Here is a 12,970-nt window from a genome sequence, read left to right as displayed (position 1 = left end):
CGGCCGCGGCCGGCCCCGGGGACTGACGCGGTCAGGGCTGGTGGCTGACCCACACCGACCCGATCTCCTTCCAGCACCGCCCGGTGAGCCGCACCGTCATGGCGGGTCCCGCCTCTACGGGTGGCCCGTCGCTGTCGATGTCCCACCAGCGGGCGCACTCGATGTGCAGCCGGACCCGGTCGGGCTCCGGATAGGGGTTGTGGCAGTACGCCACAGCCTGGGAACCCTGGGTGCGGGTTCGGCAGTCGGCGCCGAAGCGGGTCGGCTGCCCGTGCGGCACGCGCGCGCGGCGAGCCGTGTGCGTCTCCTCACCGTCCGAAGGGTGCCCGGCGCCATACGGGTCCACGACGATGAGGGTCAGGGCCACCGCGGCAGCGGCCGGGAACACGGCGAGCATGCTCCAGTGGAACCGGAACCGGCGCGGCAACCGAGGGCGGGGCAGGCGCACGGGAGCGACCTCCTCGGCCGTCGTGCGGTGGACCGTGGAGCCTGCCGCGGCCGCCCCGGACAAGGGGCGTGCGGACACCGGTGCGCCGTTGTGCGCGTGCGCCGTACCGCGCGCCGGCAGGCCTAGTCACAGCATGCGCGCCGGTGCTGACCGGCACCCGGTCAACCGGGCCGAACGGGCGACCAACTGTGGTGCGCGGTCCGCGGGTGCGCGCATACGCCGCCGGCGGCCCATGGCGCCCGCAGGACGGGCCATGGGCCGCCGGCCAGTGGCGTGCCGATGTGTACGCGGGATGCACGCGTGATGCTGGTGCCGCGGCTCCGTCAGGCGCCGATCGCGTGCAGTCCGCCGTCGACGTGGACGATCTCTCCGGTGGTCTTGGGGAACCAGTCCGACAGCAGGGCCACGATGGCCCGGCCGGCCGGATCCGGGTCGGACATGTCCCACTCCAGGGGGGAGCGCTGGTCCCACACCGACGCCAGTTCCTCGAAGCCGGGGATCGACTTCGCCGCCATGGAGCCGATCGGGCCCGCGGCGACCAGGTTGCAGCGGATGTTCTGCTTGCCGAGGTCCCGGGCCATGTACCGGTTGGTGGCCTCCAGGGCGGCCTTGGCGGGGCCCATCCAGTCGTACTGCGGCCAGGCGAACCGCGCGTCGAAGGTGAGGCCGACCACGGAGCCGCCGTCCTCCATGAGCTTCAGGCAGGCCATGGTGAGCGACTTCAGGGAGTACGCCGAGACGTGCATCGCGGTGGCGACGGACTCGAAGGGCGTGTTCAGGAAGTTGCCGCCGAGCGCGTCCTGCGGCGCGAACCCGATGGAGTGGACGATGCCGTCCAGGCTGCCGAGTTCCTCGCGGACGATGTCCTCCAGGCCCCCCAGGTGCTCGGCGTTGGTGACGTCAAGCTCGATGACCTTGGCCGGCCGCGGCAGCTTCCTGGCGATCCGCTCCGTCAGGGAGGGCCGTGGGAACGCGGTGAGGAGGATCTCCGCGCCCTGCTCCTGGGCGATCTTCGCGGCGTGGAAGGCGATGGACGACTCCCTGAGCACGCCGGTGACCAGGATCCGCTTACCGTCGAGAATTCCGCTCATGGTGATCAGTGACCCATGCCCAATCCGCCGTCAACGGGAATGACGGCTCCAGTGATGTACGACGCCTCGTCCGAGGCCAGGAACCGCACCGCGGCAGCGATCTCCGAGGGCTGGGCGTAGCGGCCGAGGGGCACCTGGGAGACGATGCCGGCCCGCTGCTCGTCGGTGAGCGTCCGTGTCATGTCGGTGTCGACGAAACCGGGTGCGACGACGTTGAACGTGATGTTCCGCGAGCCCAGCTCACGGGCGAGGGACCGTGCGAACCCCACAAGGCCGGCCTTGGACGCCGCGTAGTTCGCCTGGCCCGCCGAGCCGAGCAGCCCGACCACGGAGGAGATCAGCACCACGCGACCCTTGCGGGCGCGCAGCATGGCTCGGTTGGCGCGCTTGACGACCCGGAACGTGCCGGTGAGGTTGGTTTCGACGACCGAGGTGAAGTCCTCCTCGGACATGCGCATCAGCAGCTGGTCCTTGGTGACGCCGGCGTTCGCGACCAGCACCTCGACCGGGCCGTGCGCGGCCTCGACCTCCTTGTACGCCTGCTCGACCTGCTCGGTGTCGGTGATGTCGCACCGCACCGCGAGGAAGCCCGCGGGCGGCTCACCCGAGCGGTACGTTATGGCGACCTTGTCGCCCGCTTCGGCGAACGCTGTGGCGATGGCGAGGCCGATGCCCCGGTTTCCTCCGGTGACGAGAACCGAGCGGCTCAACGGATCACCCTTTCCCTAAGCGGTCTGTTACATCAGAAAACCTATCGGTCGTGACACTCCTGCAAAGAATCCGTGCCCCACAGTGGCGTAGGACTGTCCCTGTTGGATCCCTACAGAAGACGGAGCGGTCCGCTGCGCCGGGACGTGGCGGAGAGGGCGCACGGTCGTGCCGCGGCTTGTACGCCCGCCACCACGCGTCGGCGTCCGGTTCGGCGCCGTGTCAGCGCCGGTGACGGCACCACGGTAGCCACGGCCGCTGACACGGCGCCGACATGCCGCATCCATGGCGTCTGCGCGCCCGTGGATGCGTGCGGCGGGCGCTGCGCGGGCCTCCCCCGCAGGGTTATCCACAGGCCCCGGCGCGGATCCGCGCTTCATGATTGACTTCCGCGTGGCACGCACCACACCCCGCTGATCGCACCACCGACGAACAACCACGCACCACCCAGAAGCCGTGTGAACAGGAGGCCGCTCGTGGCCCATGAGTTGGATCAGTCGTTCCTGGCGCTCCCCTTGCGGAACCTCGCTGACGCGGCGCTGTCCCGCGCCCGTGAGCTGGGCGCGCAGCACGCCGACTTCCGTCTTGAGCGGGTGCGCAGTGCATCCTGGCGACTGCGGGACGCCAGGCCCGCCGGCTCCTCCGACACCACGGACCTCGGCTATGCGGTGCGGGTCGTGCACCAGGGCACCTGGGGCTTCGCCGCCGGAGTCGACCTGACGACGCAGGCGGCCGCCCGCGTGGCGGAGCAGGCCGTGGCCGTGGCGCAGCTGTCCGCGCAGGTCATCGCGGCGGCCGGTGAGGCCGCGGGGCCCTCGGCCGAGGTCACGCTGGCCGACGAGCCGGTGCATGCCGACAAGACCTGGGTCTCCGCCTACGGGCAGGACCCGTTCTCGGTGCCGGCCGACGAGAAGGGCGGGCTGCTCGCCGAGTGGAGCGAGCGGCTGCTGCGTGCCCCGATCGTGAGCCATGTCGACGCCTCACTGCTCACGGTGCACGAAAACAAGTTCTATGCGGACACCGCCGGCACCACCACGACGCAGCAGCGGGTGCGGCTGCACCCGCAGCTCACCGCCGTCGCGGTGGACACCTCCAGCGGCGAGTTCGACTCCATGCGGACGCTGGCGCCCCCGGCGGGGCGCGGGTGGGAGTACCTGACCGGCACCGGCTGGGACTGGGACGGGGAGCTGGCCGAGATCCCGGAGCTGCTGGCCGAGAAGATGCGGGCGCCCAGCGTCGAGGCGGGGGCGTACGACCTGGTGGTCGACCCGTCCAACCTCTGGCTGACGATCCACGAGTCCATCGGGCACGCCACCGAGCTGGACCGCGCCCTGGGCTACGAGGCCGCCTACGCCGGCACCTCCTTCGCCACGTTCGACCAGCTCGGCAGCCTCAAGTACGGCTCCGAGATCATGAACGTGACGGGCGACAGGACCGCCGAGCACGGCCTGGCCACCATCGGCTACGACGACGAGGGCGTGGCCGCGCAGTCGTGGGACCTGATCAAGGACGGCACGCTCGTCGGCTACCAGCTGGACCGGCGCATCGCAAAGCTCACCGGCTTCCAGCGTTCCAACGGCTGCGCCTACGCCGACTCCCCCGAGCACGTCCCCGTGCAGCGCATGGCGAACGTCTCGCTCCAGCCCGATCCGGGCGGCCTGTCGACCGAGGACCTGATCGGTGGGGTGGACCGCGGGATCTACGTGGTGGGGGACCGTTCCTGGTCGATCGACATGCAGCGGTACAACTTCCAGTTCACCGGGCAGCGCTTCTTCCGCATCGAGAACGGGCGGCTCGCCGGCCAGCTGCGTGATGTCGCCTACCAGGCCACGACGACGGACTTCTGGGGCTCCATGGCCGCGGTGGGCGGGCCCCAGACCTATGTCCTGGGCGGCGCCTTCAACTGCGGCAAGGCCCAGCCCGGCCAGGTCGCGGCGGTCTCGCACGGCTGCCCGTCGGCCCTGTTCCGCGGGGTGAACATCCTCAACACGACGCAGGAGGCCGGCCGATGAGCGCCGCGACGTCCACCGAGCCCACGAGCAAGCCGCACGAGATCGTCGAGCGGGCCCTTGAGCTGTCCCGCGCCGACGGCTGCATGGTGATCGCGGACGAGCAGTCGACCGCGAACCTCCGCTGGGCGGGCAACGTCCTGACGACCAACGGTGTCACCCGTGGCCGTACGCTCACGGTGATCGCCACCGTGGACGGCGCCCAGGGCACCGCGTCCGGTGTGGTGACCCGTTCGGCGGTGCCCGAGGACGCCCTCGAAGAGCTGGTCCGGGCCGCCGAGGACGCCGCGCGCAAGGCCGGGCCCGCCGAGGACGCCCAGCCGCTGGTCTCCGGCATCGAGCCATCGCCCCACTTCAGGGACGACCCCGCGGAGACCTCCTCCGCGGTCTTCGAGGAGTTCGCACCGGCGCTCGGCGAGTCCTTCGCGCGGGCCCATGCGGGCGGGCGACGGCTCTACGGTTTCGCCAGCCATGAACTCGTGTCGAGCTATCTGGGCACCTCGACCGGACTGCGGCTGCGACACGACCAGCCCACCGGCACCCTGGAGCTGAACGCCAAGTCCCCCGACCTGGCCCGCTCGGCCTGGGCCGGCCGGGCGACGCGGGACTTCAAGGACGTCGATCCGGCGGCGATGGACGCGGAGCTCGCCCAGCGGCTCGGTTGGGCCGAGCGCCATGTCGAGCTGCCCGCCGGCCGGTACGAGACCCTGCTGCCGCCGAGCGCCGTCGCCGACCTGCTCGTCTACCAGATGTGGTCGTCGGTGGCCCGGGACGCGGCCGAGGGACGCACGGTGTTCTCCAAGCCGGGCGGCGGCACCCGCGTCGGAGAGCGGCTCGCCCAGTTGCCGCTGACGATGCGCAGCGACCCGCACGAGCCGGGCCTGGAGGCGGCACCCTTCGTCCTGGCACATGCCTCCGACGACGACACCTCGGTCTTCGACAACGGCCTGCCGCTGTCGGCCACCGACTGGATCCGCGGCGGCGAGCTGGCCCATCTGGCGACCACCCGGCACAGCGCGGGCCTGACCGGGCTGCCGGTCAGGCCGCCCATCGACAACCTGGTGCTGGACGGCGGCACCGACCGGTCCCTGGACGAGATGGTCGCCGCCACCACCGGGCGCGCCCTGCTGCTGACCTGCCTCTGGTACATCCGCGAGGTCGACCCCGCGACCCTGCTGCTCACCGGCCTGACCAGGGACGGCGTCTACCTCGTGGAGGACGGCGAGGTCATCGGCGCGGTGAACAATTTCAGGTTCAACGAGTCACCGGTGGACATGCTCGGACGGGCCGTGGAGGCGGGGCGCACCGAGAAGACGCTGCCGCGTGAGTGGGGCGACTGGTTCACCAGGGCCGCGATGCCGGCACTGCGCATCCCGGACTTCAACATGAGCTCGGTCAGCAAGGGCATCTGATCCGCCGCGGTGTCCGGCTGGCCCGCACCGGTGGGTCCGCCGGGCCCATAGACTGGCCGGGGCCGCGCTTTATCCACGGGACCGCGCCCGACTCTTGATGTTTCATTGAACGGGGGAATCACTCCGCCGCCCGGTGCGGACCGTCCCGTTTCACCTAAGGAGACACACGACCGTGACGGACATCGTCGACGAGCTGAAGTGGCGGGGCCTGTTCGCCCTGTCCACGGACGAGGATGCACTGCGCAAGGCGCTCGCGGACGGTCCGGTCACGTTCTATTGCGGCTTCGACCCCACCGCACCCAGCCTGCATGTGGGCCATCTCGTCCAGGTGCTCACGGTGCGCCGGCTGCAACAGGCCGGGCACCGACCGTTGGCGCTGGTGGGCGGGGCCACCGGCCTGATCGGCGATCCCCGGCCCACCGCGGAGCGCACGTTGAACGCTCCGGAGACCGTGGCCGGGTGGGTGCAGAAGCTGCGCCGCCAGATCGAGCCGTTCCTCTCCTTCGAGGGCGAGAACGCCGCGATCATGGTGAACAACCTCGACTGGACCGCCGACCTCACCGCCATCGAGTTCCTGCGGGACATCGGCAAGCACTTCCGGGTCAACAAGATGCTGACCAAGGACTCCGTGGCCCGCCGGCTCGACTCCGACCAGGGCATCAGCTACACGGAGTTCAGCTACCAGATCCTCCAGGGCATGGACTTCCTCCAGCTCTACCGGCGGTACGGCTGCGTGCTCCAGCAGGGCGGCAGCGACCAGTGGGGCAACCTCACCGCGGGGCTCGACCTCATCCACCGTCTGGAGCCGGGCGCCACCGCGCACGCGCTGGCGACACCGCTGATGACCAAGGCGGACGGCACCAAGTTCGGCAAGACCGAGGGCGGAGCCATCTGGCTGGACCCGGAGATGACCACGCCGTACGCCTTCTACCAGTTCTGGCTGAACGTGGACGACCGCGACATCTCCCGGTACATGCGCATCCTCAGCTTCCAGAGCCCGGCGGAGCTGGTGGAGCTGGAGAAGCAGACCGAGGAGCGGCCGCAGGCGCGTGCCGCGCAGCGGGCGCTGGCCGAGGAGCTGACGACGCTGGTGCACGGCCCGGAGCAGTGTGCCGCGGTGATCGCCGCGTCCCGCGCGCTGTTCGGCCAGGGTGATCTCGCCGAGCTGGACGAGGCGACCCTCTCGGCGGCCCTCGCCGAGGTGCCGCACGCACGGGTGCCCGAGCTCGGCCCGGTGGTGGACCTGCTCGCCGAGACGGGCCTGGCCCCGAGCAAGTCCGCGGCCCGCCGCACGGTCAAGGAAGGCGGCGCCTACGTGAACAACACCAAGGTCGCCGCCGAAGACCACGTCCCCACCTCCGCCGACCTGCTGCACGGCCGGTGGCTGCTGTTGCGCCGGGGGAAGAAGAACCTGGCTGCGGTGGAGGTCGTGGCGAGCTGACGTGTCCGGTGCCCCGGTGACCATGAGGCCACCACCGGGGCGCCGACCCGTTCGGCAGCGGCTCCCCAGGGGATCGTCAGTAGCGCTGCCTGGGGCCCGGTTGGCTCCTCCGCCGGCGCCCCCGGATCGCCAGGTACAGCAGGTCGCCGATGCCGACGATGATCACGGCGGCGCTGAGCTGGAGGATGTGCCGCCCCCAGTCGAACCCCCTGGTGTTGGCGATCCCCAGCGATCCGGCCAGGGAATTGCCGATGATGGCGCCGAGGATGCCGAAGATGGTCGTCAGCCAGATCGGGCTGTGCTGCTTGCCGGGCAGGATCGCCTTGGCCAGCAGGCCCAGCACAAAACCGACGATGATCGCCCACAGCCAGCCCATGACTACCTCCTCGTACGGCTCCCTGCGCGCGGCTGCACCCCACGAGGCCATGCACGGCCCGGACAGGCGTCCATCCGTCTGTCCATCCGCCTGTTCGTCTGTCCTGCCCGCGGCCAGGTGAGCGTTGCGACCAGTCTCAGTCGAGCGGAAGCGCACCGCATGTCGGCGCGGTCCTGGCCCGGTGTCCCGGCGCGCGGTCTGAGCCCGGTGTCTCGCCTCGGCCTGAGCTGTCCGGAACGCGGGCAGCCGGGTGTCGTCGGGCCGTCTACGCGGGCGTAACGTAGGCAGTGAACGGACCCTGGGTCCGCGTCGTAACTACGTGTGGGCAATGTCCGGCGGGCATCAGGGTCTCCCTCGGCCTCTCGCAGGCCCTGGGGAAGGTGGTGGGTGTGCTGCGGAAGCAGAGCAAGAGCCAGGTCTTCCGGATCACCGGCGCCCGGCAAGGGCTCGACGAGGACGTCCGTGGCCGGCAGCGACGCTATGTGATCTCGATGTCCATCCGCACCGTGTCGGTGATCCTCGCCGTGGTGTTGTGGAACGTGGCACGGCCGGTCGCCATCGTCGCGCTCGTCCTCGGTTTCGTGTTGCCCTACATCGCGGTGGTGATCGCCAACGCGGGCCGGGAGAACGCGCCGTCCAAGCCGTCGACGTTCGTGTCCGCGCCGACCCGTCCGATGCTCGGGGCACACACTCGGCCGGAGCCCACGGACGAGGTTCCCTCGCCGCCCTCGTCAGCCCATGACTCGGAAGCGAAGGATTCCACGGGGCCCGCCGGCAGCACCGCCGATCCCAGCTGGGGAACCCCCCAGGACCACGGCTGACCTCGGGCGATGCCGTAGTCGCCCGGGAACCTCAAGAAAAGCTCAGATGAATCGTGCTGTTCTGGTGCCGGGCAGAGGGTCCCGCGTGACATACTTCGATAGCGCTCCGCATCCCCCGTCGGAGCGATGGACCGACGCCGGGCAGCTCCCCCCGTGGCTGCCCGGCGTCGCCTTTTGTGCGTTGGTGAGTGTGTGCTGGTGAGTGACGAAACGCCGATCTGTTCCGCGAAGGGCTGCCGCACCGCGGCGGTGTGGGTACTCGCCTGGAACAACCCGAAGATCCATTCGCCGCAGCGGCGCAAGACCTGGCTGGCCTGCGAGGAGCATCGCGAGCACCTGTCGAAGTTCCTGGGCGTTCGCGGCTTCCTCAAGGATGTCGTGCCCTTCGCCGACTGGCAGGCCGCAGAGCAGCCGCCACAGGACGCTTCGACTCCACCGAGCGGCGAGACCGCAGACGAGGACGGGCGGCACCACGCCGACTGACGCCCCGCACCCCATTGGCTGACGCCCCGCACCGAATCGGCTGACGCCCCGGTCCCCGTCGACCGCGCCGCCGGTCGGTCAGCCCCCGATGGCCGACATGGGCCGCTCCGGTTGCAGGAACGACGGATCGTCGAGGCCGGAGCCGGCCTTCTTGCCCCACATCGCAAGCCGCCAGATCCGCGCGATCTCGTCGTCCGACGCGGCCTCTGCCTCCGAGACGGCCGCTGCTTCCGAGACGGTGTCGGCACCGTCCGAGGGCGCCTCCGCCGCCGCCACCGCACGGTGCTCGCCCCGCAGGGCCGCACGCAGATCCGTCTCCTCGGTGGCGAACAGGCAGGTGCGGACCTGGCCGTCGGCCGTGAGCCGGGTGCGGTCACAGGCAGCGCAGAAGGGGCGGGTGACAGAGGCGATGACGCCCACGCGGTGCGGCCCGCCGTCGACGAGCCAGCGCTCGGCGGGGGCGGAGCCGCGCTGCCGGGCCGGCTCCGGAGTCAGCTCGAAGCGGGTCCGCAGCGAGCGCAGGATGTCCCCGGCGGTGATCATGCCGTCGCGCTGCCAGCCGTGCTGGGCGTCAAGCGGCATCTGTTCGATGAAACGCAGCTCGTAGCCCTGCTCGACGGCCCAGGCCAGGAGGTCCGGGGCCTCGTCCTCGTTCAGCCCCGGCATCAGGACCGCATTGACCTTGACGGGGGTCAGGCCCGCTTCACGCGCGGCGGCGAGACCGGCCAGCACGTCATGGTGGCGCCCCCGGCGGGTGAGGGTCTTGAAGACATCGGGGCGCAGGGTGTCGAGGGACACGTTGATCCGGTCCAGGCCGGCGGCCCTGAGCGCGGTGGCGGTGCGGGCCAGTCCGATGCCGTTGGTCGTCAGGGACATCACGGGCCGCGGGGTGAGCGCGGCCACCCGCTCCACGATGCCGACCAGGCCGGGCCTGAGCAGGGGCTCGCCGCCGGTGAACCGGATCTCGGTGATGCCGAGCCGGGTGACGGCTATCCGGATGAGCCGGACGATCTCGTCGTCGGTGAGCAGATCCGGCTTGGCCAGCCATTGGAGGCCCTCTTCCGGCATACAGTACATGCAACGGAGGTTGCACCGGTCCGTCAGCGACACTCTCAGGTCGGTGGCGACTCGGCCGTAGGTGTCGATGAGCACGTGGCCCCTCCCTGGATCCAGCTCTGGTCCGATCCGTCCCTTGTGAGCCTACGCGAGACCACGGACAACTTCAGGGGACGGGCTCTCCGTTCTGGTCTCCTCCTCTGGTCTCCTTCCTTGCCCGGCGCCACACGCAGGGGTTCCTTGCCCGGTGTCACACGCAGGGGCGGGCCGGTCCGCCCGGACGTGGCGCCGACGGCGCCTTGCCCGGAGCGGTCCGGCCCGCCCCACGACCGCGGGGTACGCCCGCGTACGGGATGGACGGGTCAGTGCGCCCCGGTCCCGGTGAGCGAGCGCACCTCCAGCTCCGCGTACTTGGCGGCGTCCGGCTCCTCCTTGGACAGCAGCGTGCCGAGCCAGCCGAGCAGGAAGCCGACCGGGATCGAGATGATGCCCGGGTTCTCCAGCGGGAACCAGTGGAAGTCGGTGCTCGTGAACATGGATGCCTTGCCCCCGGACACCACCGGCGAGAACAGCACCAGGACGACCGACGTGATCAGACCGCCGTAGATCGACCACAGCGCACCCTGGGTGGTGAACCGCTTCCAGAACAGGCTGTAGAGGATCGTCGGCAGGTTGGCGGAGGCGGCGACGGCGAAGGCGAGCGCGACCAGGCCGGCGACGTTCAGGTTCCGGGAGAGCGCGCCGAGCGCGATGGAGACGATGCCGATGAAGACGGTCGCCACGCGGGCAGCCCGCACCTCCTCCTTCTCCGAGGCCTGTCCCCTGCGCATCACGTTCGCGTAGATGTCGTGCGCGAACGACGAGGACGACGCCAGGGTGAGGCCGGCGACGACCGCGAGGATGGTGGCGAAGGCGACCGCGGCGATGAACGCGAGCAGGATCGCACCCCAGGTCGAGTCCGTCCCGCCGACGTGCAGGGCGAGCAGCGGCGCCGCGGTGTTGCCGGCCGGGTTGGACGCGGTGATCTCCTCGGGGCCGACCAGTGCCGCAGCGCCGAAGCCGAGCACGATCGTCATCAGGTAGAACGCCCCGATGATGCCGATCGCCCAGTTCACGGACTTCCGGGCGGCCTTGGCGTTGGGCACCGTGTAGAAGCGGATGAGGATGTGCGGCAGGCCGGCGGTACCCAGGACCAGGGCGATGCCGAGCGAGATGAAGTCCAGCTTGGACGTCGAGCTCAGCCCGTACTTCAGGCCGGGCTCCAGGAACGCCGAGCCCTTGCCGCTCTTGTCAGCCGCCTGGCCGAGCAGGTCGGAGACGTTGAAGTTGAACTTCAGCAGCACCAGGAACGTGATCAGGATGGTCCCGCCGATGAGCAGCACGGCCTTCACCATCTGCACCCATGTGGTGCCCTTCATCCCGCCGATGGTGACGTAGACGATCATGAGCACGCCGACCAGCGCGACGATGCCGATCTTGCCGCTGTCACTGGTGATACCGAGCAGCAGGGAGACGAGCACGCCGGCACCGGCCATCTGGGCCAGCAGATAGAAGATCGACACCACGATGGTGGAGACCCCGGCGGCGGTGCGTACCGGACGCTGGCGCATGCGGTAGGCGAGCACGTCGCCCATGGTGTAGCGGCCGGAGTTGCGCAGTGGCTCGGCCACCAGCAGCAGCGCCACCAGCCAGGCGACGAGGAAGCCGATGGAGTACAGGAAGCCGTCGTAGCCGGCGAGCGAGATGGCGCCGGCGATGCCGAGGAAGGACGCCGCTGACATGTAGTCGCCGGAGACCGCGAGCCCGTTCTGGAAGGCGCTGAACTCGCGGCCGCCCGCGTAGAAGTCGACGGCGTTCTTGGTCTGCCGGCCTGCCCAGATGGTGATGCCGAGCGTGACGAGGACGATGACGACGAACAGCGAGACGATCAGCGTGCGGTGGTCGCTGACATCGGCGGCCAGCGGGGTGCCGAGGTGGCTGCCCGCGGCGGCGAGCGTGGTGGCGGGGCTCATGCGACGTCCTCCATCCGCTTCTTGATGGCCTCGGCCTTCGGGTCGAGCTTCGTCGAGGCGTGCTGCGCGTACCACCAGGCGATGAGGAAGGTGGTCAGGAACTGGGCGAGCCCGAACACCAGGGCGACGTTGATGTTGCCGACGAGCTTGGTGCCCATGAACCCACCGGCGTAGTTGGACAGCAGCACGTAGAGCAGGTACCAGACGACGAACGCGATGGTGAGCGGGAAGGCGAAGGACCGGTGGGCCCGGCGCAGCTCCCCGAACTGCGGGCTCTGCTGCATCTCGGTGAACGCCCCGACGACGGGCCGCGCGGGCTCGGCCGCGGTGGCGTCCGGCGTGCCGGAGGTGCGGGGTCCGTCGTCCGGGTCTTCCTTGGGTGGTGGCGTCACATCGGTGGTCATGGGGCCTCCTTGTCGTACGGGTGGTGTGGGGTGGTAACGGGTGGTACGGGGTACCGGGTCGTGGTGGCGCAGCCGGCCGGGTGTGGCGGTGCCGGGGCGTTCCCGGCATCCGGGGGCTCGGCCGAGGGGTGGAACCGGGGCGGAAAGGGGCGGAGGGGCTCCGGGTGGAGAGGGTCGGGTGCTGCGGTCGCTGCCGTGGTGGGCGTCGATGCGTCGGCGGTCCTCGGCGCCGGGAATCCGGCGTGGGGCCGCGGGGGGCTTGTGGCCCTCCTGCTCAACGGCACGGCGGCGCTGAGGAGTCGGTTCAACCGGCGGCCTTTATTTCGGAAATCGTTGTCGGCCGGTGAGGCCCGGAGATAACTTCACCTGAGCCACGCGCACATCTGTCCGAAGGATCCGTGTTCCGCCCTGGGGACGACGTCACGGCGCGAGGCTCCGGAAGCCGAACGCCTGTCAGGTCCCCGGGCGCCGGTGGGAGGGCGGCCCCGATGCCGCCCGAGCCCCCGGACCTGCCGGAACGGCGACCGTACTGCTCAGAGAGGTGGAGATTTTCCTTGCTCAGACTGGAGAACTCATGACCGCTCCCGTGGTCCCGTCCCGCCGCACCGTGGCGATACCGCTCGGTATGGCCTTGGCCTCCGCTCTGGCCTTCCTGCCGAACGTCGCGGCGGCAGACACCCCGGCGGGCGGGGCACCCGCCCAGCGCCAT

Annotated in this window: 11 protein-coding genes and 1 pseudogene; 5 read left to right on the top strand and 7 right to left on the bottom strand. The window is 70.5% G+C overall.

The window, feature by feature from the left end:
* Positions 1-31: 31 nt before the first annotated feature.
* The 3 genes from NQO67_RS43180 to fabG all read right to left on the bottom strand — a co-directional run bounded on the left by NQO67_RS43180 (position 32) and on the right by fabG (position 2,249).
* On the bottom strand, positions 32-397 hold the full coding sequence (locus tag NQO67_RS43180; protein ID WP_374119312.1) for a hypothetical protein: 366 nt from the start codon (positions 395-397) through the stop codon (positions 32-34).
* 374 nt (positions 398-771) lie between these two features.
* A complete protein-coding gene (gene fabI, locus NQO67_RS43175; protein WP_255956136.1) occupies positions 772-1,539 on the bottom strand; it encodes an enoyl-ACP reductase FabI in 768 nt (255 codons plus the stop codon).
* A gap of 5 nt (positions 1,540-1,544) precedes the next feature.
* Positions 1,545-2,249: a 3-oxoacyl-[acyl-carrier-protein] reductase gene (gene fabG, locus NQO67_RS43170; RefSeq protein ID WP_255956135.1), complete on the bottom strand. Its 705-nt coding sequence runs from the start codon at positions 2,247-2,249 to the stop codon at positions 1,545-1,547.
* Positions 2,250-2,723: 474 nt separating this feature from the next.
* On the opposite strand from fabG, the gene NQO67_RS43165 reads away from it, so the two are divergent.
* From NQO67_RS43165 to tyrS, 3 genes are all read left to right on the top strand, one after another.
* Positions 2,724-4,259, top strand: a complete 1,536-nt coding sequence (locus NQO67_RS43165) for a TldD/PmbA family protein (RefSeq protein ID WP_255956134.1) — start codon at positions 2,724-2,726, stop codon at positions 4,257-4,259.
* Positions 4,256-5,668, top strand: coding sequence for a TldD/PmbA family protein (locus NQO67_RS43160; protein ID WP_255956132.1), 1,413 nt, complete (start codon positions 4,256-4,258; stop codon positions 5,666-5,668). The genes NQO67_RS43165 and NQO67_RS43160 overlap by 4 nt, the downstream gene beginning before the upstream one ends.
* 172 nt (positions 5,669-5,840) lie before the next feature.
* Entirely contained in the window at positions 5,841-7,109 is a 1,269-nt protein-coding gene (tyrS, locus tag NQO67_RS43155) for a tyrosine--tRNA ligase (protein WP_255956130.1), read from the top strand.
* Positions 7,110-7,185: 76 nt separating this feature from the next.
* On the opposite strand, the gene NQO67_RS43150 is transcribed toward tyrS, so the two are convergent.
* Positions 7,186-7,485: a GlsB/YeaQ/YmgE family stress response membrane protein gene (locus NQO67_RS43150; protein ID WP_255956129.1), complete on the bottom strand. Its 300-nt coding sequence runs from the start codon at positions 7,483-7,485 to the stop codon at positions 7,186-7,188.
* Between the two features lie 389 nt (positions 7,486-7,874).
* On the opposite strand from NQO67_RS43150, the gene NQO67_RS43145 reads away from it, so the two are divergent.
* Complete coding sequence (locus NQO67_RS43145) at positions 7,875-8,306, top strand: DUF3099 domain-containing protein (protein WP_374119311.1); 432 nt, start codon at positions 7,875-7,877, stop codon at positions 8,304-8,306.
* Between the two features lie 198 nt (positions 8,307-8,504).
* A pseudogene (locus tag NQO67_RS43140) lies at positions 8,505-8,714 on the top strand (hypothetical protein); the annotation flags it as partial.
* 153 nt (positions 8,715-8,867) lie between these two features.
* Here NQO67_RS43140 and moaA read toward each other — a convergent pair.
* From moaA to NQO67_RS43125, 3 genes are all read right to left on the bottom strand, one after another.
* On the bottom strand, positions 8,868-9,962 hold the full coding sequence (moaA, locus tag NQO67_RS43135) for a GTP 3',8-cyclase MoaA (protein WP_305126984.1): 1,095 nt from the start codon (positions 9,960-9,962) through the stop codon (positions 8,868-8,870).
* Positions 9,963-10,207: 245 nt separating this feature from the next.
* Positions 10,208-11,857: a monocarboxylic acid transporter gene (locus NQO67_RS43130; protein WP_255956126.1), complete on the bottom strand. Its 1,650-nt coding sequence runs from the start codon at positions 11,855-11,857 to the stop codon at positions 10,208-10,210.
* Positions 11,854-12,261: a DUF485 domain-containing protein gene (locus tag NQO67_RS43125; protein ID WP_255956125.1), complete on the bottom strand. Its 408-nt coding sequence runs from the start codon at positions 12,259-12,261 to the stop codon at positions 11,854-11,856. Before NQO67_RS43125 ends, NQO67_RS43130 begins: the two co-directional genes overlap by 4 nt.
* Between the last annotated feature and the right edge of the window lie 709 nt (positions 12,262-12,970).

The sequence above is a fragment of the Streptomyces odontomachi genome, assembly GCF_024435355.1.
Lineage (GTDB): Bacteria > Actinomycetota > Actinomycetes > Streptomycetales > Streptomycetaceae > Streptomyces > Streptomyces odontomachi.
This window is presented reverse-complemented; position numbering and strand designations above follow the sequence as displayed.